The sequence below is a fragment of the Arcanobacterium hippocoleae genome, assembly GCF_031456295.1.
GTDB classification, from domain to species: domain Bacteria; phylum Actinomycetota; class Actinomycetes; order Actinomycetales; family Actinomycetaceae; genus Arcanobacterium_A; species Arcanobacterium_A hippocoleae.
In genome coordinates this window covers 71,103-91,681 of the sequence record NZ_JAVDUJ010000001.1, presented here as the reverse complement: position 1 = coordinate 91,681, position 20,579 = coordinate 71,103, and the positions used below count along the sequence as shown (strand labels likewise).

22 protein-coding genes and 1 pseudogene are annotated in these 20,579 nt (G+C 49.2%); 10 read left to right on the top strand and 13 right to left on the bottom strand.

Annotated elements, in window-relative coordinates; translation table 11 throughout:
• Positions 1-46: 46 nt before the first annotated feature.
• From murI to clpS, 3 genes are read right to left on the bottom strand one after another with little or no spacing between them, the layout of a single operon-like run.
• Positions 47-889 carry a glutamate racemase gene (gene murI, locus J2S36_RS00470; protein ID WP_309954474.1) on the bottom strand — a complete coding sequence of 281 codons (843 nt, stop codon included), beginning with the start codon at positions 887-889 and terminating at the stop codon, positions 47-49.
• A 22-nt stretch (positions 890-911) separates the two neighbouring features.
• Complete coding sequence (locus J2S36_RS00465) at positions 912-1,811, bottom strand: DUF2017 family protein (protein WP_309954472.1); 900 nt, start codon at positions 1,809-1,811, stop codon at positions 912-914.
• The gene (gene clpS, locus J2S36_RS00460; RefSeq protein ID WP_374717321.1) at positions 1,808-2,185 is read right to left on the bottom strand and encodes an ATP-dependent Clp protease adapter ClpS; all 378 of its coding nucleotides are present in this window, start codon (positions 2,183-2,185) and stop codon (positions 1,808-1,810) included. The genes J2S36_RS00465 and clpS overlap by 4 nt, the downstream gene beginning before the upstream one ends.
• Before the next feature lie 101 nt (positions 2,186-2,286).
• Between clpS and J2S36_RS00455 the strand changes: the two genes are divergently transcribed.
• The gene (locus J2S36_RS00455; protein ID WP_309954470.1) at positions 2,287-3,648 is read left to right on the top strand and encodes a nicotinate phosphoribosyltransferase; all 1,362 of its coding nucleotides are present in this window, start codon (positions 2,287-2,289) and stop codon (positions 3,646-3,648) included.
• Between the two features lie 92 nt (positions 3,649-3,740).
• Here J2S36_RS00455 and J2S36_RS00450 read toward each other — a convergent pair whose 3' ends face one another.
• The 4 genes from J2S36_RS00450 to J2S36_RS00435 form a co-directional block, all read right to left on the bottom strand.
• Positions 3,741-4,172: a DUF3039 domain-containing protein gene (locus J2S36_RS00450; RefSeq protein WP_374717320.1), complete on the bottom strand. Its 432-nt coding sequence runs from the start codon at positions 4,170-4,172 to the stop codon at positions 3,741-3,743.
• A gap of 187 nt (positions 4,173-4,359) precedes the next feature.
• A complete protein-coding gene (locus tag J2S36_RS00445) occupies positions 4,360-4,641 on the bottom strand; it encodes an HU family DNA-binding protein (RefSeq protein WP_309954468.1) in 282 nt (93 codons plus the stop codon).
• Positions 4,642-4,843: 202 nt separating this feature from the next.
• On the bottom strand, positions 4,844-6,418 hold the full coding sequence (locus J2S36_RS00440; RefSeq protein WP_309954465.1) for an aspartate:alanine exchanger family transporter: 1,575 nt from the start codon (positions 6,416-6,418) through the stop codon (positions 4,844-4,846).
• 307 nt (positions 6,419-6,725) lie between these two features.
• Positions 6,726-7,472 carry a nitroreductase family protein gene (locus tag J2S36_RS00435; protein ID WP_309954464.1) on the bottom strand — a complete coding sequence of 249 codons (747 nt, stop codon included), beginning with the start codon at positions 7,470-7,472 and terminating at the stop codon, positions 6,726-6,728.
• Positions 7,473-7,703: 231 nt separating this feature from the next.
• Between J2S36_RS00435 and J2S36_RS00430 the strand changes: the two genes are divergently transcribed.
• Positions 7,704-9,032, top strand: coding sequence for a UTP--glucose-1-phosphate uridylyltransferase (locus tag J2S36_RS00430; protein ID WP_374717338.1), 1,329 nt, complete (start codon positions 7,704-7,706; stop codon positions 9,030-9,032).
• 320 nt (positions 9,033-9,352) lie between these two features.
• Here J2S36_RS00430 and J2S36_RS00425 read toward each other — a convergent pair whose 3' ends face one another.
• A complete protein-coding gene (locus J2S36_RS00425) occupies positions 9,353-9,778 on the bottom strand; it encodes a hypothetical protein (RefSeq protein ID WP_309954460.1) in 426 nt (141 codons plus the stop codon).
• Between the two features lie 503 nt (positions 9,779-10,281).
• Between J2S36_RS00425 and J2S36_RS00420 the strand changes: the two genes are divergently transcribed.
• From J2S36_RS00420 to J2S36_RS00410, 3 genes are all read left to right on the top strand, one after another.
• Positions 10,282-10,773: a sensor histidine kinase gene (locus J2S36_RS00420; RefSeq protein WP_309954458.1), complete on the top strand. Its 492-nt coding sequence runs from the start codon at positions 10,282-10,284 to the stop codon at positions 10,771-10,773.
• 92 nt (positions 10,774-10,865) lie between these two features.
• A complete protein-coding gene (locus tag J2S36_RS00415; RefSeq protein ID WP_309954455.1) occupies positions 10,866-11,306 on the top strand; it encodes a response regulator in 441 nt (146 codons plus the stop codon).
• A 24-nt stretch (positions 11,307-11,330) separates the two neighbouring features.
• Positions 11,331-11,537 carry a LuxR C-terminal-related transcriptional regulator gene (locus J2S36_RS00410; RefSeq protein WP_309957421.1) on the top strand — a complete coding sequence of 69 codons (207 nt, stop codon included), beginning with the start codon at positions 11,331-11,333 and terminating at the stop codon, positions 11,535-11,537.
• A 58-nt stretch (positions 11,538-11,595) separates the two neighbouring features.
• Here the strand turns inward: J2S36_RS00410 and J2S36_RS00405 are convergent, their stop codons facing one another.
• The 3 genes from J2S36_RS00405 to J2S36_RS08595 form a co-directional block, all read right to left on the bottom strand.
• Complete coding sequence (locus tag J2S36_RS00405) at positions 11,596-11,943, bottom strand: hypothetical protein (protein ID WP_309954454.1); 348 nt, start codon at positions 11,941-11,943, stop codon at positions 11,596-11,598.
• Between the two features lie 416 nt (positions 11,944-12,359).
• The gene (locus J2S36_RS00400; RefSeq protein WP_374717319.1) at positions 12,360-12,800 is read right to left on the bottom strand and encodes a hypothetical protein; all 441 of its coding nucleotides are present in this window, start codon (positions 12,798-12,800) and stop codon (positions 12,360-12,362) included.
• On the bottom strand, positions 12,769-13,200 hold the full coding sequence (locus J2S36_RS08595; RefSeq protein WP_374717318.1) for an amidase domain-containing protein: 432 nt from the start codon (positions 13,198-13,200) through the stop codon (positions 12,769-12,771). The genes J2S36_RS00400 and J2S36_RS08595 overlap by 32 nt, the downstream gene beginning before the upstream one ends.
• A gap of 53 nt (positions 13,201-13,253) precedes the next feature.
• On the opposite strand from J2S36_RS08595, the gene J2S36_RS00395 reads away from it, so the two are divergent.
• The 3 genes from J2S36_RS00395 (at position 13,254) to J2S36_RS00385 (ending at position 16,091) form a co-directional block, all read left to right on the top strand.
• Positions 13,254-13,550, top strand: coding sequence for an Nmad4 family putative nucleotide modification protein (locus J2S36_RS00395; RefSeq protein ID WP_309954451.1), 297 nt, complete (start codon positions 13,254-13,256; stop codon positions 13,548-13,550).
• Between the two features lie 79 nt (positions 13,551-13,629).
• Complete coding sequence (locus tag J2S36_RS00390; RefSeq protein ID WP_309957419.1) at positions 13,630-15,234, top strand: terminase large subunit; 1,605 nt, start codon at positions 13,630-13,632, stop codon at positions 15,232-15,234.
• 140 nt (positions 15,235-15,374) lie between these two features.
• Positions 15,375-16,091, top strand: a complete 717-nt coding sequence (locus J2S36_RS00385; protein ID WP_309954449.1) for a hypothetical protein — start codon at positions 15,375-15,377, stop codon at positions 16,089-16,091.
• Between the two features lie 711 nt (positions 16,092-16,802).
• On the opposite strand, the gene J2S36_RS00380 is transcribed toward J2S36_RS00385, so the two are convergent.
• Entirely contained in the window at positions 16,803-17,462 is a 660-nt protein-coding gene (locus J2S36_RS00380; protein ID WP_309954447.1) for a response regulator, read from the bottom strand.
• Entirely contained in the window at positions 17,455-18,609 is a 1,155-nt protein-coding gene (locus tag J2S36_RS00375; protein ID WP_309954445.1) for a sensor histidine kinase, read from the bottom strand. The genes J2S36_RS00380 and J2S36_RS00375 overlap by 8 nt, the downstream gene beginning before the upstream one ends.
• A 425-nt stretch (positions 18,610-19,034) precedes the next feature.
• Between J2S36_RS00375 and J2S36_RS00370 the strand changes: the two genes are divergently transcribed.
• Together J2S36_RS00370 and J2S36_RS00365 are read left to right on the top strand one after the other, a co-directional pair.
• On the top strand, positions 19,035-19,952 hold the full coding sequence (locus tag J2S36_RS00370; RefSeq protein WP_309954444.1) for a hypothetical protein: 918 nt from the start codon (positions 19,035-19,037) through the stop codon (positions 19,950-19,952).
• A 279-nt stretch (positions 19,953-20,231) separates the two neighbouring features.
• A pseudogene (locus J2S36_RS00365) lies at positions 20,232-20,471 on the top strand (terminase TerL endonuclease subunit); the annotation flags it as partial.
• Between the last annotated feature and the right edge of the window lie 108 nt (positions 20,472-20,579).

Sequence of the window (20,579 nt, the reverse complement as noted above, 5' to 3'; positions counted from 1 at the left end):
CATTACATTCTATGTCGCATCGCAGTCTGCGATTCTCTCTACACCCTTAAATCTGATTATTAAGCTGGCGCTTTGCTGTACCGATTTGCACTGAATGCACCATGCTCACTTCCGGCCCTAAAAATCTCCGTGCCAGGATCGCAAATTCATTTGCATCACCGGTTGCAAGAAAATCCCGTTTGGGCGCTTCACCTCGTCCAGTACGTAAAAGATCAAGTGAAGTGAGGGTAGCAAATACATCCTTCGCCGTCTCTTCTGCTGAAGAAACAAGCGTTACAGATTCTCCCATCACATACGAAATAATCCCCGTCAAAAGCGGGTAATGTGTGCAGCCAAGAATCAAAGTATCGACCCCCGCAGATTTCATCGGCGCAAGATACTCATTGGCCACAGCAAGCAATTCAGATCCAGAAGTAACACCATTTTCCACAAATTCTACGAACCGTGGGCACGCTGCGGTATAAACCTGCAAATTGGGTGCTGCCGCAAAAGAATCTTCATATGCACGTGAATCGACAGTAGCTTGCGTCGCGATCACTCCGATTTTCCCATTTTTCACCGATTGCACTGCCCGGCGCACCGCCGGCTGAATCACTTCAATAACAGGAATCCCCTGCCCGAGAGTGTATCTCTCACGGGCATCGCGCAAGACCGCTGCCGAAGCAGTATTACACGCAATTACCAGCATCTTCACACCAGTACTGACGAGATGATCCATTATTTCTAAAGCCATTTCACGCACTTGCGCAATTGGACGCGGCCCATAAGGAGTATTCGCGGTATCACCAATATATGTAACTGCTTCATTCGGCAACTGATCGATAATCGCCCGGGCTACCGTCAGCCCGCCTAAACCGGAATCAAAAATACCAATCGGAGCGTCGTTCATAATATTCATTTTAGCTGCCATCTCAATGGCGCCATGCCTTGTTTCGGAGTGCATTCACCAGTGATTCTTGCCACCATGAGAGCATCGCGTAGAGCACCGTCATCATATCTTCAGGAGACTCGATCTCGGGTACATTTTCATCGCGCCCCACCGAATGACTCGTGAAAAGCTGCGCACGTTCGTATACTGATTCATTCATCGCTTCATTATCAATCTCAAGACGGGTCGCCAGTACCAGCCGAATATCATTCATGGCGGCGAGCCAGCGCGGCGCATCCTCGTTGGAAACGAATACGTCATGATGCGTATGCATGAGTTTATGGTGTTGATCCGGTATTGCAGCTTCAGGATAGTTTGCCCCCAAATCGCCGATGTTTTGCACATCAAGTGCCCCACTGCCAGGATCATTTGGCAGATCATCAGCGCGTTCAAGGACGCGATGCAAGGTTTGATACATTAAGACGAGATTTTCAACTTTGGCGATCGAAACACTTTCTTCCGTTAGCTCACGCAACTCAGTAGCGATATCTGGATCTTCACTCATATCGGGAAGTAACCGTGCCAAAGCATCATCTTGTTGCGCCGGAGCAGCATCTAAATCAGCAGCATAATTATTTGCTTCATCTTCGATCCGCTCTGAGATCGCAGCAAATTCATCTTCTAAAGCAGCGAAGAGATCCTCCTCCGTGGCCGATAGCTGGCCGTCTGCAGCAGCTGGATGTAAATCGTCGCTCTCCCCGATTACCGCCTCGAAAGCACTTTTAGTAAGAAATTCTTCACGCTCTTGCGCACGTACAAGCTCATCTTCCACATCACTGCCCAGAATATACACCACATCATGCACGAGCCCGCAGATCAGCTCACATTCTTCTGGAGTTGCCATTGCCCGATATCCACCGCGGACGATCCGAAATGCCATCATCGGCCATCTGCCTCCGGTTCGATCGTGGCCCACAAACCATATGTGTGCATTGCCTGTGCATCACGCTCCATTTGTTCACGTCCGCCGTGAGCTACTACTGCCCGCCCGTTTCGGTGTACTTCCAGCATTTTCAAACGTGCCACATTTGGATCCATATTAAAGTAACTTTCAAAAATCCACTGTACGTAAGTCATTAGATTCACCGGATCGTTATGCACTACGGTGACCCACTCTTGCTTCTTTTTCGCAAGCATGGATGTAGCATTTTGCAGATCAGGAGCAGGCATTGAATCACTGGAATCGGCAGAATTTTGCGCGCCCTGAGCTACTCTTTGAAGCCTGCCCGCATATTCGCTGCAAATTCTCATCGTCATTTCCTTTTCCACTTTTGAAACTCTACTGAAAAATTAGGCAATTTGAGAAAATATCTCGAATATCTAGCACGGCTTCACATTTTCAGGCTAACGTTTGAGATATGAATACTTTTCCGCAAAGCACTGCGCTGCTTACTGACATGTACGAACTGACAATGATCGAGTCGGCCTTACAAGATGCCCACGCGCACCGAAATTGTGTTTTTGAACTTTTTGCTCGACGTCTGCCCGGACACCGGCGTTATGGTGTGGTGGCAGGTATTGGGCGAGCGCTTGAAGCATTAACAAATTTCACCTTTGGCCAGCGAGAGCTTACATATTTACTAGACGCAAATGTGATTAGCCAAAAAACTGCTAACTACCTACGGGATTGGAAATTTAGCGGGTCGATTTACGGATATGCAGAAGGCGAATGCTACTTTCCGCACTCTCCGATCCTTACCGTCACTGGCTCATTTGTTGACGGTGTGATTCTTGAAACGCTACTGCTTTCAATTCTGAATTACGATTCTGCGGTCGCGACGGCAGCTTCGCGGATGACGATCGCTGCTCACGACCGTCCTTGCCTCGATATGGGATCGCGGCGCACCCATGAAGTTGCAGCAATAGCAGCCGCGCGCGCTTGCATCATTGGCGGATTCATTGGAACTTCAAATCTCGAAGCCTGCCGTCGCTATGGGATCCAACCCATTGGCACAGCCGCACATTCCTTCACTCTCCTGCATGAAAACGAAGCCGCCGCTTTTGATTCGCAAATTTCGACCATGGGCACAGACACTACACTGCTCGTAGACACATACGATGTACAAAAAGGCGTCCAAAACGCTGTTGCAGCAGCACGCCGCGCGGGAGGCGAAGTAGGCGCGATCCGGCTCGACTCAGGTGATCTAGTGGCACAAGCATTCCAAGTGCGCAAGCAGCTTGACGAGCTAGGAGCTACCCAAACCAAAATTACCGTAACTAACGATCTTGACGAATACGCAATCGCCGCCTTAAATGCGGCACCGGTTGATTCTTACGGAGTTGGCACGAAAGTAGTTACTGGATCTGGCCGCCCGACCGCTGAGATGGTGTACAAATTAGTGGCACGAGAAGGAGCAGACGGCAAGATGCATCAGGTCGCGAAGAAATCTGCCGCAAAAAAGTCCATTGGCGGTTTGAAAGTTGCTGGACGCACTTATGACGGAACCGGCCGTGCTTTGGCAGAGATCGTAGTTTCTGCCGATACACGAGAACAAGGTCTTGCATATCTGGCTGCGCAAAATGCCCGCCCATTACAAGTGGAGCTGGTAAAAGACGGCATAATCAACGAAACCTATGCTGGAGCGGGCGCATTAGCAGCGGCAGCTTCATTGCATCGCAATTCGCGTGCAGCACTTCCCTACTCCGCATGGCGACTCTCTGAAGGCGACCCGGGGATCCCAACGGAAATGATTGATATTTTCGCTGCCGATGACGTATAAATAAACGCCAATCAAATCTTAATTCCTCGTGATCGTGCTGCTTGCGCTGCCAGATCACGAGGAATTACTAATTTTAGACGATATTTTACGATTCAGGGCTTTTCTGGTCCAAACGGCCATTTTCCACCGTCATTGCCGCCACGCAGATGCTGATAAATTTCTTTACAGGTAGGGCAAAGCGGATAATTATCCGGATTACGCACTGGCACCCAGACTTTCCCGCACAATGCCACAACAGGGCCGCCTTCAACCATAGATTTCATAATTCGATCTTCACGTACGTAGTGTGCAAAGCGCTCGTTATCTCCCGGTGCTTTTTCTTCTTCCGTCCGTTCAAGCAACGCGGTGCTTGATTTGCCAGCCGTCTCAGGCTCAGCTGCGCCACCGATCTGCCCTGGATCACTTGGCGCATCAAGCCCACTTGATCGCGGACGTATGAGGTGATTAGCAGCAGAAATCAGGGCACGCTCTGCTATAGTCTGCCTTTCAGGATTTCGCATCTCTTCCCACTTCCGATTCTTCATAAGAATATCTTAAACACATTCCACTACACTTCACACATACTTAGCAGAGAAATAAAAGAAATCAAGGGCAAATACTCAAGCTGGAGAGCGAACTCCAAAGATCTTTCCAAAAAACAAAATGGGAACACCAGAGCAGATGTTCCCATTTCCCAAATTTACCGTCGCGGTAAAGATTTCAATCCTGGAGTTACTTTGTAACAGCTTTCTTCAGATTGGAACCAGCGGAAATCTTCACACCGTAACCAGCTGGGATATCAATTTCTTCGCCGGTACGTGGGTTACGACCCTTACGAGCTGCACGCTTGGTACGCTCTACGGACATCAGACCAGTGATCTTCACTGCTTCGCCAGCTTCGAGGGATTCCACGAGCACTGCCTGCAGTGCGGAGAGTGCCTTATCTGCGTCTGCCTTGGTGATTTCAGCCTTAGCAGCAATCTGTGCAACAAGATCGGTACGGTTGAGGGCCATTTTATTCCTCTCAAAAGTTATTGGACATTTTCAAATGATTCTTATGAACCACTATCTAGCAATTTAGCGGAAAACAGCGCGATTACACCAATTTATTACGCGTGTTGCTAAATATGCCACGTTTTCCTTGCCACTATTTTCACTATAGTCACAAGTTTTACGCATATTTTCAGCAGTGCAAATATGCACCACTGATTGATTCTTAGCCAAATGCAACGATTATCGTCACCAAAATGATCTTCATGATGATTCCGAGTGCAAAAATTGCTGCATATCCTGCTTCGATCCGCTCATCATTCTCTTTTGACGTGGCAAAAGCCAGAACCGCTGGCTGCCCTAAAATACCAGCCATCACGCCTGCAGTACGTTGTGCCGAAAGCCCAATCATCCGCCCAAGCACGATTACCAACACTAGGATCACTACCACAATCGCAAATGCCATCAGTCCAGCTAACGCACCCGTAGTAGTAAATGCCGTCCCCATAAACGCTTTACCTGAGGATATTCCCACCGCGGCAAGAAATAACAGCAAGCCGAGTTGCCGGATAGTTTGATTTGCAGCCTGCGGCATCTGCCACAGAAATGGCCCCGTTTTTTGCAGTGCGCCAAGGAACATTCCAACGATCAACGGCCCTGCAGCAGTACCTAACGAGAACTTCATTCCGCCTGGAAGCGATATCTCAACCATTCCCAGAAGAATCCCGAGAGTCATTCCAAGCCCCATTGAGATTGCGTCTATTTGCGAGATTTTCCGCTCTGAATCACCAAAGAAATTCTGAATCTGCTCATATTCAGCCCGCGGATAAGCCACCATCAGACGATCTCCAACTTCGATCCGCGCCGCATCCGTAGCCAATAATTCAAGATCACCGCGATGAATCCGGGTCACGATCGCACCAAAACGCCCGGGCATATTCAATGCTGCCACCGTTCGCCCTGCGATATGTTTACTCGAAACTGTAAATGATTCAAATTCAACGCGTGCACGATAATCAGCCAAATGCTGCTCCACCTCACGACCGATCATTGCTACCGCTGCAAACACATCATCTGCAAGCCCCACGATCACGATCTGGTCACCTGCCTGCAGTTCTTCGCCAGGCACAAAAACACGTGTATTTTCTCCCCGCTGCAAATACGATATTTTGAACTTTTGTTCTTTCCACCCAGGCACGTCACGAATCGACATTGGATTTTCCACCAGCGCCGTTGTAGCAAAAAGTGATTGCCCTGCCAATGACGGAGCGTCATTGCGCCCTTCCCATTTGCGCGAAACAATCATTGAAACAAGAATGATCGCCATGATCACACCCACCGGATACCCCAGCGAGTACCCGACACCTGGCGCACCATCGCCGCCGGCAGCTGCTGTAGCTGCGGCAAGCGCCGGCGTCGTGGTCAGCGTACCAGCATAGATCCCGGCAGCAAGGCCAATATCTAAACCAAGCACTTTCCCAAGCAAAATCGTAAGTGCCCCGCCCACCGCGAGCACACCTACCGATCCCGCCATCAGTTTGGCTTGCTTACGTAAATTTGCAAAAAACGTTTGCCCTGCTGAAAGCCCAACCGTGTAGACGAAAAGTGCTAAACCAAGGGATTGCACAACAGCGAGTTGCGGCCCCAGTTCAGGCACGATATCACCAATGATCAAGCCGATAAAAAGTGCACCAGCTGCACCAAGTTTCACCGGGCCAAAAGGCACTATCCCCAATCCTGCACCGAGTGCAACAACAATGAAGAGCGTTAAAATCGGTGAGTTTAATAATAAATCGGCCAATTCATTCTCCTTTATTTCAAAACAAATCTATTTCAAGCCTAAAACGCAAATACCCAGATTTTTACTCGCGCATCATAATTGAGACAAAACTAGCGCTTCACACCTGATCCGACATGGACGGGCAACGGCATTTGGCGTGGACGGGAAATACCCGCAAGGCTACGAGAAAAAGAAAGAAAAGCCAAATTTCAACGAAAAATCTCATCAATGCGCGATGAAATTGCTGCTATCTATTGCGCGGATAAAGCACGCAAGCAGCGTCTCAACCGTTTCTTGCAAGAGAAGCGCCGCAGGCGTAGCTGCCCGCCTAGTCAAGTACATGGAATCCTTGCTGTGTGATCGCAGCAAAAAACTCGTCCTGCCACTGGTAGTCTGCAAGCTTCGTAGCCACCTGTAACGTAAAAGCATCTTCCCGAGAATTAACCTTACGAGTGTCATAATAAGTTTGAATTTCCTGATCGAAATCCGTCAGCACTGCACTCCAAGATTCAGGCTCCTGATATACATCCGTCATAATTCGTAGCTCACCTGGAATTCTTGGCTTTAATTGCGGCTCTTCGGCAGGCTTTCCGAACATCACTCCAAGTACCGGGAAAGTATATTTTGGAAGCCCTAAGAGCTCGATCGTTTTCCCATAATCATTCAGCACAGAACCAAGCAAAGTAGTACCATACCCGAAAGATTCAGCTGCAATCGCAAGAGTTTGCGTCAGCAAAATCGCATCCGTAAAACCTTCACGAAACGCCGTCGGCGAACCACAAGCAGCACTTTCCAGACCGCGTTCATGTAAGATTTGCGCATTCCGGCGGGTATCTACAATTGAAATAAACAGCTCTGGCGCATTCGCAATATATGCCTGCTTTCCGATCTTCGCAAGCGCAGCTTTCTTTGCGGGATCTTTGATCCAGATCAGACCAGCATGATGCAAAAAACGCGAAGTCGGCGTGCGCATCGCAGCATCAAGAATCGCTTGCAAATCAGCGTGTGGAATTGATTCGGCTGCAAATTTACGAATTGAGCGATGTGCCAAAATAGTCTCAATTGTATGGTTCATAGACTCAGCCTAAATCTAATTCCATAAAACCGAGAATCAAATCAGCTCTTGAAGAAAATCCACTGCTTGATCCTGGATTTATCGCGATAGTTCATGACGCAGTGCAGTAAAATCTAGAAGTGTGCACTGAATCAGCACATCAAGTGCAGAAATAGATTCAGTGAATACGGAAAAATAGATTAATTTTCTGGAATAAAGCAATCCATGAAATCACCAACGGAGGAGAAAAGATTGCAAATGTCTGCATTAGAAAATGCGCAAGCAAAGATGCGTAAAAACGGTGTCAGTGAGCTTGGAATTAAAGTTTTTACGCATTATTTTCATCAGCTCGAATCTGGCGTAACTGGTTTGATCCCAGAAGATACGATTGAACCGATCACGGATGCAGCCGATATTTCTACCGTTGAAGTTTCAGATGCAGAAGCTCGCGAAGCATTATCGAAAACGGTAATGCTCAAGCTGAACGGTGGACTCGCCACCTCAATGGGGATGGAGCATGCAAAATCATTGCTTCCCGTCACACAAGGAAAACGGTTTATCGATATTATTTCGCAGCAAGTGAAGTGGGCCCGTAAAGAATACGGCGTGAAATTGCCGCTGATCCTCATGAATTCATTCCGCACACGTGAAGATTCGCTTGCAGCCCTTGATGAAAATATGCAAGTGGATGGCTTGCCGCTTGATTTCTTACAAGGGAAAGAGCCGAAACTTCGCGTCACAGATTATGAGCCGGCGCAGTGGCCAGCAGATCCAAGCCTTGAATGGTGCCCACCTGGGCACGGCGATATCTACACCTGCCTCCAAGATCAGGGATTAGTAAAAACACTCTTAGCAAAAGGCTACCGCTATTTAGCTACTTCAAATGCAGACAATCTGGGCTCCTATCCGCATCCAAAGATTGCCGGCTGGTTTGCAAAGAGTGGCGCACCTTATGCGCCAGAAGTTTGCGTGCGCACAGCAGCTGACCGGAAAGGCGGGCATCTTGCACGCAGAATTTCTGATGGTCACGTGATTTTGCGCGATACTGCGCAAACGCCAGATGCAGATATGCATTATTTTACCGACGAATTCCGGCATCGACTCTTCCACACTAATAACCTCTGGTTCAATTTAGAAGCGCTTGATCAGCTCCTTGAAGAGCGTGAGGGAATTGCCGGTTTGCCGTTGATCCGCAATCAGAAGCACATTGACCCCACAGACTCTTCAACTCCTGAGGTATATCAGCTTGAAACTTCAATGGGGGCGATCGTGGAAGCTTTTGCCGGAGCACAACCGATTTTGGTGCCACGCGAGCGTTTCCTGCCAGTAAAGACGACCAATGATCTGCTCACGATCCGCTCTGACGCCTACGAGCTCGGTGCGGATGGTATTCTGCGGCTGGTTACACAAAAGGCACCTTTGGTGGATCTTGATCCGAAGTTCTTTAAGAATATTGCCGATTTTGAAGCACGCTTCACAGTCGTACCGTCATTGAAAGACGCAACTTCATTTACGGTACGTGGCGATGTCCACTTCACGCAAGCGCAATCTTTTACTGGAGATGCCATCGTGGAAGGATAATTGTATTTTGCTCTGTGTACCAAGAATCGTCCAATGAGCAGGATCGACAAGAACAGCACGCGGAAAGAACCCAAGAAACGGGAGCTGGGGCTGAAATCAGTATTTTAGCCCCAGCTCCCGTGATCAGGCAGCGTTATTTGATGATTCCCTTTTCGCGATATTTGCGCTGTGTCCAACGGTTCCACATGAGCAGCAAACCTGCACCAATATACGTGACGGCGACGATGCCGGCACACATAACGATACGAATCACGATTGATTCAAAATTGTCAATCGTGCCCCATGCTCCCCAAACAATTACGGGGAAAAAACGACAATCGTTAATACAAGCGCAAAACTCCAGATATGATTCTCAATCCAGTTTTCCACTTATCTATTTTTACTTTCGTTTTAGAAACATTATCCTGCGGTAATTGTCCATTCATAGCGGAAACAAGTTTTTCCATATCAATCTGTGAAACATCAGAAGCTTTCCCCGCCTTAGTCACGTACCATTCCCCTTCACTAGTCTGTGACAAATATACTGAGAACAGCAGTTCTACTTCTTTGGCAGCAGTCTCTAACTCTTCTTGCGACAAGTCAACACTATCCAAAATTTCTGCTTGTTCAGAAGCGGAAAGATTGGCGTAAGTAATTCCATTTTCGCCCGTCGGCTGGGCTGAGGCTATACCTGTAGTGCCGAATGCGAGGGCGATGGCGAGCAATCCTGAAGTTGCTGCTCTTGCTATAGAAGTCCGGGTAACCATATTATTTCTCCTCCATTGGCTAGTTGGTACCTGAGTGGACCCTCTCAAGTTATCTACAGCGCTAGAGCTTCCGATACCGACGAATGTCGGTTGATTATACCGACATTCGTTGGTACCAGCATCTCAGTATGCACTGGATATAATAAAATTTCAGTGATGATTAAGTTTTTGTTTCGAGCTACACTCGTGCTGCGACGATGCAGCCAGCCGTCTATTGTGTGACGACTTTGATATCTCTCGGGCTTTTAGCAGTGCTCGTGATGTGACTGATGCGCTCATGGATTATTCCTGCCGTTTTGGTGATTATCCTCGATTGGACAGTATCTACAACGCTGAGCCCTGTGCCTCTGCTACAAACATTCAACTCCCTCATCACCACTCTCGTAGTATTGCTTGTGGGGCTCACACTTCGCTGAATTCTGGCTCTACGCCTGACAGCAGAACAGGAACGCCAGGCAGCAGCTGAGACCGCCGGGCAGACGCGGCGTGAGCTGGCGCACCAGTTGCATGATACGACGGCAAAAGACTTGGCCCACGTAGCCATACTCGCCCAAGACGTGGCTACCCGTCACCCAGAACTGAGCGGTGAGCTCAGCCCGCTGGTAGCAGCAGCCACAGAAGCCTCGCGGCGAATCCGCCCGATGATCCTCTCAATTGATACCGCAGCTAGCAAGGCGCCCCTATCCCAGGTTGTATGGCAGGCGGCACAGATGTTGAAAACCAGCCGTATCACACTCGACACTGTTATTCCAGACGACCTCGATAATGCTGTGACACGCCAACAGCACCTCACTGGGGCACTAGCAGTACGAGGGTGCGCTGCGAATATTCTGAAATACGCGCCCGCCGATTCTGTAGCAAACCTCGTGATCGACACTGATGCCGAACCAGGAGTACTCGCAATTTCGCTAAGCAACAAAATCGCAGACACCCCGGTAACTTCCGGAATGAGCAGCGGCTACGGTCTAGCAAACCTCGGGAGCAGGATCCGCTGAAGGTGGTATCCTAAACACAAGCAATCTGGGAGACCAGTGGCTGATTTACATCACTATCCCTGCCAACAATCAAGATGCGAAAGAACAAAGCAATGAGTAACGAACAAGAAATACGTCTCCTGATTGCTGACGATGATCAGATTATTTGTGACGGGCTCGCCCGCCTGTTGGATGCGCAGGAAGGCCTGCGGGTGGTGGCAACAGCCGTCAACGGTGCCGAGGTGTTCGATCAGCTGGCATTGCATCAAGTGGACGTGGCACTGCTAGATGTTAATATGCCGGTAATGAGCGGGATCGAAGCTGCTCGTCGAATCAGTCGAGAACAACCAAGTATCACGATAATTATGCTCACTGCGTTTGAACACGAAGAATCCCTTGGGCAAGCCATTAGGGCAGGTGTACGCGGATTCCTCACCAAAGACATTCCCGCCCCTGAACTCGCCCAGCTAATCCGGAAAGCCCATGCCGGCCAGCGAGTGATGGCACCCATACCCACCGAAATTCTCACTGACTCCTACGCACAAAACCAATAAAACCGAGAACAATACGCAAACTTTATTATCGCAGTAGACACTCTGCCAGAGCACCTGCGCCCCACGTTCCACCTGCTGCTGAAAGCCCTCGCGAACAAAAACATTGCCCAGCAGACTGGTCTCAGAGAAACGACAGTGCGCTCCTACGTCTCTGATATCCTCACCCATACCGGCTGTGCAACCAGAGGCGAACTCGCCATCACCGCCATCAAAGCCGGTATCACACAATAGCCCTAAAAGCGCAACAGGAATCTTGCCGCCAACATTACCCCTCAACAATACAAGTGCGTCATATCCTAATTTTCACTGCAAATAAGCCGCTGAGCACTATGAAGAAAAATTCACCACCAAACCCCGCCGAATCGTCACTATCGATGAAATCATTCCGGTCGGGATTTAGAGCAGCGTGACTTTTCCATCGCTGCCGTGATGTTTGACGAACAAACCGTTGCGCTGCGCGAGCAGATCCACTGTGTGCAGGAATCCACTGCCATGTACCCACCGCGACGGTTCCGCCAGCTATTAAAATAGCCTCCGTGACTGTAATTGCGATTTCTCCAATACCCGGAATGAAATAGATACCCGCAGCAGCAATAACCGCTCGAGTAATCACTCCGGAATGCTGCTCACCTGCCAATAAAATTGCATGTTCAAATGCTTCGCTAAATCTTCCTGAGTGTAAAAAGTACCGTTAATGCTTACTCCAGCATCAGTGACAGCCGCGCCCTGTGTGTAGTAATTGTTATTCCTCCCTGTCTAGCCGAAGCAGCACAGTCTCGGGAATAGCCGAATTATTTACCATTTCTTTCTCGAAGCCCAAACCCGATAGATAGAATTAGCGGAACGGGTAATGCCATTAGCCAGATATGCCCGTCGGTGAGTACTAGCATGTAATATTCAAGTAAAGATATAACAGCGACCAGCAGGAGATAGCTAATGGTAAAAATTGGTGCAAACGCTTTAAAGAATTTAATCATTTAACCTCCAGATGTTTAAAGCATACATAAGTTCAGCCTGTATTGAAAATCGGCTGCATTCGTTTGCTTTGTCGGATTAGCTATGTTCGCGCAAGTACTGCAACAGTGTGATTCCCATGCACAAAACTATAGACACAAGGCTGAGGCCAAGATTGATTTCCCGTCCCGGCCAAAACATATAACTAACCATACCAATACCGGCAGAAGCTACAATCTCTTCCCCGAAAAATCCGAACAGCAACGCAGTAACGCACATCAACAAGCAACACCCGAAAACTGTAACCCGCTGCTTAATTCCCATCTTCTTCACGAAGGTGAAAGCAATAACGATTAAGGGCAGAAATCCGCCATAAAGTAACAGTAGAATTGCCAACACGTAAGGATCAGACTGCAGAGACCAGCCGTATGCAAGAGCAATAATTCCTGCGGCGCTTAACGTGCCGATGGTCCACAGTTGGATTCTAGGCAAGCGCCGCATAAAGCCGTTATCGCCGCACACGATAGTACTTCCCTTCATTGTCGGAATCTGGCCAATCACCGTTCCAGTCAAGGTAATTTCGCGTGTGCTGCGCGATTCGTAGTCTGCTTCCACTCTTTGAATAAACGAACCCGATATGATCCACCGATCCATCGTTGCCAAAATCGACACCTATGAAATCTCCTGACCGGACGTTTGACACAAATGAACGCCATGATCGCGTGCTGTATCCGCTTCCCATATAGTTTTTGAAAGTATTGGCATTAATCCATGACACGGATCGGTTGCCTTTACCTTTCCACCACCAACCCTTGTAAACATCGTTGTAGGTGTCCATGCCAACTCCACCAGCAAGAAGAATCTGTGAGGCGAAATTAGTGCAATCTGCATCCCAGAAGATCTTTGTCTTTTCTACCCCATATTTTGGATTGGGATTCACAGTATATACATACCAAAACAAAACCAGCCAAACGGGAAAGGGCGGCAACGACAATGGAAACCAACGAGACCAAGGTGACGATGGAATACCTGCAAATGAACACCAACAGCTTCGGCGCGGTCATCCAATACGGCACTCACGTCATCGCAACCAACTGGGTGAACATGGGCAAAGGCAAACAAGGCAACACCGCCCGCCTCTACATCGCCCTGGAAGAACCAATCCCAGGGTTCGGCCCGAACTCCCGAGGCTTTAACGAATGCGCACTCGGATTGATCGCTGAGACCGACGAATACTTCCAAGACGCCGGACACGCCATCGCCTGGGTCATGAACCAGATCAACAACTAAACAGCCAGCCAGGTAGAGCCCAACCCCACTGACGGTTGGGCTTTTATTCACGCCCCGGAAGGAGACCAACAGTATGGCGATGCGCAAACTTGAGCAATACGTGCCCACTCGCTTCGCCGCGCCCTCCTCCCATTACGATAAGCGGGCAGCGGATTATGCGGTAGCGTTCATCGAGGCGCTCACACATACGAAAGGCCGCTGGGCTGGCAAACGTTTCGAGCTGCTGGGCTGGCAGGAACAAATAATCCGCGACCTGTTCGGCACCCTCAAACCCGACGGATACCGCCAATTCACCCAAGCGTATGTGGAAATACCGAAGAAGCAAGGCAAGAGCGAACTCGCCGCCGCTATCGCACTGCTACTCACCTGCGCTGACGGTGAGGAACGTGCCGAGGTGTACGGGTGCGCGGCGGATCGGCAGCAAGCCTCAATCGTGTTCGAAGTGGCAGCAGACATGGTGCGCATGTGCCCACCATTAGCGAAACGTGTGAAAATCCTACGCTCCCAAAAACGCATCATCTACACCCCAACCAACAGCTTCTACCAGGTGCTTTCCGCTGAAGCCTACTCCAAGCACGGGTTCAACATCTCAGGCGTGGTCTTCGATGAACTACACACCCAGCCGAACCGCAAGCTGTTTGATGTGATGACGAAAGGCTCCGGTGACGCGAGAACCCAGCCGCTCTATTTCCTCATCACTACGGCCGGTTCGGACACCCACAGTATTTGCTACGAGCAGCATCAGAAAGCCCTCGACATCCTGGCAGGCAAAAAGCACGACCCCAGGTTCTATCCCGTCATCTACGGTGCCGACATGAACGAGGACTGGACAGACGAGCAGGTGTGGCGCAAAGCCAACCCCTCCCTTGGCATCACCGTCACCCTCGACAAGGTGCGTGATGCGTGCGAGTCCGCGAAGCAAAACCCCGCCGAAGAAAACTCTTTCAGGCAGCTCAGGCTCAATCAGTGGGTGAAGCAAGAAGTGCGCTGGATGCCCATGAACGTCTGGAACCAAAACAACGCACCCGTAGACGATAAAGCTCTCGAAGGGCGGGTTTGTTACGGCGGACTCGACCTGTCATCCACAAGCGACATTACGGCATTCGTTTTGGTGTTCCCGCCCATCGAGCCGGACGAGCCGTATTGGATTCTGCCGAAGCTGTGGCTTCCAGAAGACACATTGGATCTGCGCGTAGCAAGGGATCACGTCCCTTATGACCTGTGGCACCGGCAAGGCTTTCTCGAAACGACTGAGGGCAACGTCGTGCACTACGACCATATCGAGCACGAAATCGAACAACTCGACCTCAGATACAACATCAGGGAAATCGCCTACGACAGGTGGGGCGCCGTCCAAATGTCGCAGAACCTCGAAGGACTCGGCTTCACTGTTGTTCCTTTCGGGCAGGGATTTAAAGACATGAGCCCACCCTCGAAGGAACTGATGAAACTAGCCCTCGAAGGCCGATTGGCGCATGGCGGGCACCCGGTGCTCGCGTGGATGGCAGACAACATCACCGTCCGGCAAGACCCCGCAGGCAACATCAAACCCGACAAAGCCAAATCCACCGAGAAAATCGACGGCATCGTCGCCCTCATCATGGCGCTCGACCGGGCACTCAGAAACGGCGGCGACGATGACGCCGAGTCAGTCTATGACGAGCGCGGACTGTTGTTTATTTAGCACACCCTGACGAATATCAGGGTCGCACCCTGACATTTATCGGTGTTGTAGCACTAGCAAGAAATGCTTAACTAGCAGTATCTCTAAGAGGAGATTGCATCCCATATCCCCAAGCTGCGTAACCCGCCACCAACGGTGGTATGACGAAAGGAAACATTATTATGAAACTACACAGAATTGCACAATTTACGGTTGCTAGTATATGCACGATCGCGTTATCTGTTTCGGTAACAGGTATTGCGAACGCTGCCAATCTGTCGAATAGTTTAAATGCGATTCACATTACTTCGTTATCTGAGCTTGACAAGGACGTAACTCCAACTGAATCAATCACACTCACAGAAGCCCAAGCAATAGAATTTGCAGCAAAAATAGCACAAGCAAATCCTGTGCTGAAAAGCAGCATTACCGCACCAGGAAAGTTCTCTATCACCGCAACAGATGTAGAGCTGCATGACGAATACCATTTTACCGCTGACCAAGTGAAACTTCTTCATAGTTTTGCTTCTGGTCAAGCACCAGCAATAAACATCATTGAAAGAACCTCAACATCCAGTAGTGATCGTGCAGCCCGCCTCTTTCACATCTCCAATGCTGATTTACAAGCCGGAACATTTGCATTCTTGGCAACTGCAGCTGAAGCAGGACCTGCAGCTGTTGCTGCTGTTTGGCCATTATTGACATCACTTGCCGGCCCACTCGGAACGGTAGCAGGCATCGCAACTGCTGTTTTAGGTGGACAATTTTTCGCAAATATTGCCGCGAAAGTAGTTGGGGCTCTTCATCAAGGTAAAGGTATTACCTTCTACTCTGATTGGGCAATCCCACCAATCACTGTGGAAATCGAAGGCGAGTAATTCGATGGGGGTATATTGAAATGAACAAGACTAGTGCTAGTGCAATAGTCCCTGAGATGTTGTGGGCATCATCCCTGATCTTTCTTGCAAGCGACTTGACCACCTCCAAATGGAATGAATTTCACAATCTAGCAATGATTGCAATTCTCACTGCCACTGCGGTGTGGAGTATCTACAGACGTTTTCAAGAAAGTCTCTCTGAGGTTTTCTGGTCACTACTGTATATGGCTTCCACAATCGGTTTGATTACCATTCAAAATTCCTCTTGGACTCGGTTTACAATACTCATCATCATGGTGGCATATATTTACGGGCGAAACTATCGCGAAAAACAAAGAGGGGTGTAAGTATCAATAACGAGTTTAACTAAGTTTATATTCCAAAATCATTACACTGGTAAGATCTACGTCTTACTGTGTACGTTTGCCTATCTCGGTTAAACAGAAACGGATCAAATTGGAACGCAATCTAGAAATGTAATGTAGGCATCTCCTATACCCTAGAGTCCCTCAGGATCGCACAATTCTGAGGGACTCTTCTCTATAAGCTTATGCCGAGTTCATCATGCTCGCAGCAGCGGTACTGGCTATTCCGAAAACATTGATCCTTCGTAAGGAAACGGAATAACGATCGTAATTAATACTGTTTTGTTTCTTCTTCGGCTGGCGGGTTCAAGTTGGCTTGTACCCTCCAGCTCGTATGCTTGACAGATTAGTATCCAGCTTTGACGGCAGTGACGGTGAGTTCACCTCGATTGGTAAAGCCGGTAGCTGTGAAGAGTTCAGAAATGTACGAACGTGCGGTAGCTTCAGTAATCCCAAGCTCTCGGGCGATGATCTTGTTGGGTAGGGCTTGGATGAGCAAATCGAATACGGAGCGTAGATAGTTTGGGAGCTGCTCTACTTTTTGGCGGAAATCGTCATAGGTAGGATCGTTTTTACTGTATACCATATAAGATTCTGCGAGTATCTGGGTGGGGCGCGGTCCGAACACACGCTGACCACTGTGGGCTTGTTTAATTAACTGGGCAAGCTCAGGGGCTAGAATGTCTTTGGTGAGAAACCCGCGCACATTACTTGCTAAGGATTGTGCGAGTGAGTCTTCGTGCTCGAATGCGGTCAGCATCACCACAGCAATATTGGGGTACATTCGCCCGATTTCTTTCGCGGTCCTAATACCGTCAAGAACAGGCATATCCACATCCAGCAGTGCCACGTCTACTCGATGTTCAGCTAAGACGTGTAGTGCCGCGCGCCCGTTTTCCACGGCTGTTACCACCGTAATTCCATCTTGTAGGTTCAACAAATTAGCTAGGCCATCACGAATGATCTGATCATCATCGGCCAGTAGGACGCGAATATCCTCACTCATCGCTACCTCCTGTAATGCTAGGATTGAGGTTAGGAATAGCAGCGCTAATAATCCAGCGGGCACCGGTAGAAGTGAAACTCATACGCCCGCCCTCGCTCTCAATCCGGGATTGCAAATTGGCTAACCCAAACCCACCAGTGAGCGTGCGATCGATCGGCTCGGTGCTAATCTGGTTCCTCATCATTAACGCCAGCTCGCTCCCCTCAAGATCCACATAAAGCTCGACACTGGTCGAGGATTGCCCATATTTCAACACATTCGTGGCGGTCTCACGCACAAACAGTGACGCTGTGAGCAAAGCCTGACGAGAAAGCAAATGGTCAATATCAGCCGCCATCTCCACCTTCAACACCATGCTGCGGGAGCGTAACATCACTGCGGATTCTGTCACCGCTACCCGAAAACTCGGCGCAGCCACGGTTTGGTTCAGATCCATAATCATTGGACGTAACCGGCGAGAAGCACCCTGGGTAATATTTGTGATCGGATCAATCTCGTCAGCAAGCTCAGGATGCGCTGCAGCCATGTTCTGCACCAATATGGCCACTTGAGCAAGATCCTTCGCAATCGTGTCATGTAACTGGGCAGCCAATTCGGTTCGGATTGAGGCTACTGCTTCGCGTGATGCTCGACGTGCATTGGAAATCTCGCGCTCAGATTCGCTGGCCTTGTCGAATGAGGATCGGAGCAGTAAAGCAATAGTAAAAACCAACACTGCCACGAGGATTTCACTAACTAGCTGGAATGGGAGGTCATCATTTTGCCACAAGGACAGCAGTGCCACACCGCCAAGTAGTATGGAGGCTCTGATCGTATGGTGATTTATGATCCATACGGCCACGATCAAGGTAATGCCGAATGTCGGAAATGACAGCGATGAATCAAATTCAGCCAACCCTATCGCGATATAAGCAAGGGAAAAAAATAAATCGCCAATAGTTCCTAGCCAAGGGGCTGCAGCTAGTGCTATACAGAGGAAAGCTAAAACCCAGATAGTTGAAGTGTCGAAAAAGGGAGGTGAGAGATGAATAATGAGTTCAAAAATCATAATAAGTGCAGCAGTTAGTAAATAGGCTAGCTTATAGCTGCTTGCGCGCGGGTATAGATGGCGCTTAATGACTTTGAACATCACTAGTTTTTCTTGCAACCAGGCAGTTTAGGAAGTAACGTACACAACAGGTTACCATAGTATGCTTTGACTGTTGCAACGCTTGTTGTGGTGGTTTCTAGTTCGCTAGCAAGCACAACCGTGCTCGGTGGGATAGCCACCCCAAACCCAACAGCCCAGCAACTACTAGAGCCATCAAACGAGAACTAGCTCTCCGCGTCAATCCTACCATTTCTGTCACCGCACCCTTTCTACATCGTCCGCTTTTTCTTGTACTCTTCGAACTTACTAGCCTGCTATGGCTTTTCGACACCGATATGTGTCAGGGTCGCACCCTGACATTTATCGGTGTTGTAGCACTAGCAAGAAATGGTTACCTATTAGTATCCTAAGAGGAGATCGCAGCCCATATTCCCAAGCTGCACAGCCCATCACCAACGGTGGTATGACAAAAGGAAACAAAGATGAGATCCACGAAACAATTCTTTTATGCAAGCGTAACGTTGATCACTACTGGGGCTCTTGTTCTGGGTGCCACTGGTTTTGCTTCCGGTGCGGAAACCATACCTGCGAAACCCGCTCATGCGGAGGTGGCTGAATCTATAGGTCGCGTGTTAAACCGGACTTTCGATACTAACTATTCTTCGCATATGTCTCGAGATGGGTATGCAGTTTCTGCGATGCACATAGGAACTACGGAGCAACGTGACCCCCAAAGTCCCCAATGCTCAATCACTGAAAACGCACCAGACAGATCAAGCGAACTTATTGGAACTCAGCGGGAGGTCGCGCTTAATCGCGTTAAGCAGGATGCTTCCTTGAAAAAGATTGAAATCTCCTCGACAGTGGAGCAGCTAAACTTCGACGCTGCAGTGGCTTTGAAAATGCAAAAACAAGGTAGAGTGTTCACGACTGTTGCTATCCCTGTTGAAGGTTATAGCCCAATTAGTAATTTTACTGTTGTCTATGAAGAAAACGGTGCTATTTCCAACTACGCCGAGACGCTCTACTTTGAAGGGGAAAACGGCAACCTGTGGATGGAGCAGTGGGTGGATGGGAAGTTTATCCGATCCAAAGATCTTGGAGTTAAATTCATTGATAACGATGCAATGAAACTGGAAATGCAGAATCTAAAGGCTAAGGCAGATGAGGCTGCAGCAAGCCTGAGTCAGGAGCGGTCTATAGGGAAAATCGCGGCATGTTTGGCTGCGGCAACGGGCGTTGGTGGGATAGCGGCATGGGCCATTGCTGCTGCGTGCGCAGGCGCTTGTGCATTTCCAGAACCCACAGCGTCTAAAGTCGTCTGCGCAGCGTGTATTGGCGGTTATGCCACCCTCGGCGCTGGTGGCATGGCGGCAGTAGTTGGATGTTTTCAGCTGTAGAGGATTGGAAATGAAGCTGATTACTACTAATCTGAAGCGATCTTTCTATAGGGTTTGGAAAGTTATAGCGATCACCGTTCTTGGAACCGTTGCTACTGTGTCTGTCCCGCTTACTTTTCTTTATGGACGGGGGTGGGCGTTGGTTTCTCTAACATGCATTGCTGCAATGGTGCTTTTGCGGCCTAGAGACCCTGCGTAGTCAAGCAGCTCCCCCGCGCACTTAACTATTATTTATAGCTAGTGGGTGACCCCAGCGAATAACTTGGGGTCACCCACTAGCTAGTTCTAATACTATTAGAAGGCAGGATCACGCACGGCGGTCACCCAGTATTGGCGTGGATGGCAGACAACATTACGGTGCGGCAAAACCCGGCAGGCAACATCAAGCCCGATAAAGCCAAGTCCACCGAGAAAATCGACGGCATCGTCGCACTCATCATGGCGTTAGACCGAGCGATTCGAAACGGCGACGAGGCTAGCGAATCGGTGTATGACGAGCGCGGGCTGTTGTTTATTTAGCACACCCTGACATTTATCGGTGTTGTAGCACTAGCAAGAAATGCTTAACTAGCAGTATCCAAAGAGGGGATTGCAGCACATATTAAATTACTGTGTTGTGAACGGGTC

Coding starts and splice junctions, on each gene's coding strand:
- J2S36_RS00435 (WP_309954464.1), bottom strand. CDS start 7,472: ATGAACCATACAATTGAGACTATTTTGGCACATCGCTCAATTCGTAAA.
- J2S36_RS00390 (WP_309957419.1), top strand. CDS start 13,630: ATGCGCAAACTTGAGCAATACGTGCCCACTCGCTTCGCCGCGCCCTCC.
- J2S36_RS00400 (WP_374717319.1), bottom strand. CDS start 12,800: ATGAAGGGAAGTACTATCGTGTGCGGCGATAACGGCTTTATGCGGCGC.
- J2S36_RS00370 (WP_309954444.1), top strand. CDS start 19,035: ATGAGATCCACGAAACAATTCTTTTATGCAAGCGTAACGTTGATCACT.
- J2S36_RS00385 (WP_309954449.1), top strand. CDS start 15,375: ATGACGAAAGGAAACATTATTATGAAACTACACAGAATTGCACAATTT.
- J2S36_RS00465 (WP_309954472.1), bottom strand. CDS start 1,811: ATGATGGCATTTCGGATCGTCCGCGGTGGATATCGGGCAATGGCAACT.
- J2S36_RS00445 (WP_309954468.1), bottom strand. CDS start 4,641: ATGGCCCTCAACCGTACCGATCTTGTTGCACAGATTGCTGCTAAGGCT.
- J2S36_RS00455 (WP_309954470.1), top strand. CDS start 2,287: ATGAATACTTTTCCGCAAAGCACTGCGCTGCTTACTGACATGTACGAA.
- murI (WP_309954474.1), bottom strand. CDS start 889: ATGAACGACGCTCCGATTGGTATTTTTGATTCCGGTTTAGGCGGGCTG.
- J2S36_RS00425 (WP_309954460.1), bottom strand. CDS start 9,778: ATGGTTACCCGGACTTCTATAGCAAGAGCAGCAACTTCAGGATTGCTC.
- J2S36_RS00450 (WP_374717320.1), bottom strand. CDS start 4,172: ATGAAGAATCGGAAGTGGGAAGAGATGCGAAATCCTGAAAGGCAGACT.
- J2S36_RS00415 (WP_309954455.1), top strand. CDS start 10,866: ATGAGTAACGAACAAGAAATACGTCTCCTGATTGCTGACGATGATCAG.
- J2S36_RS00380 (WP_309954447.1), bottom strand. CDS start 17,462: ATGAGTGAGGATATTCGCGTCCTACTGGCCGATGATGATCAGATCATT.
- clpS (WP_374717321.1), bottom strand. CDS start 2,185: ATGACGATGAGAATTTGCAGCGAATATGCGGGCAGGCTTCAAAGAGTA.
- J2S36_RS00395 (WP_309954451.1), top strand. CDS start 13,254: ATGGAAACCAACGAGACCAAGGTGACGATGGAATACCTGCAAATGAAC.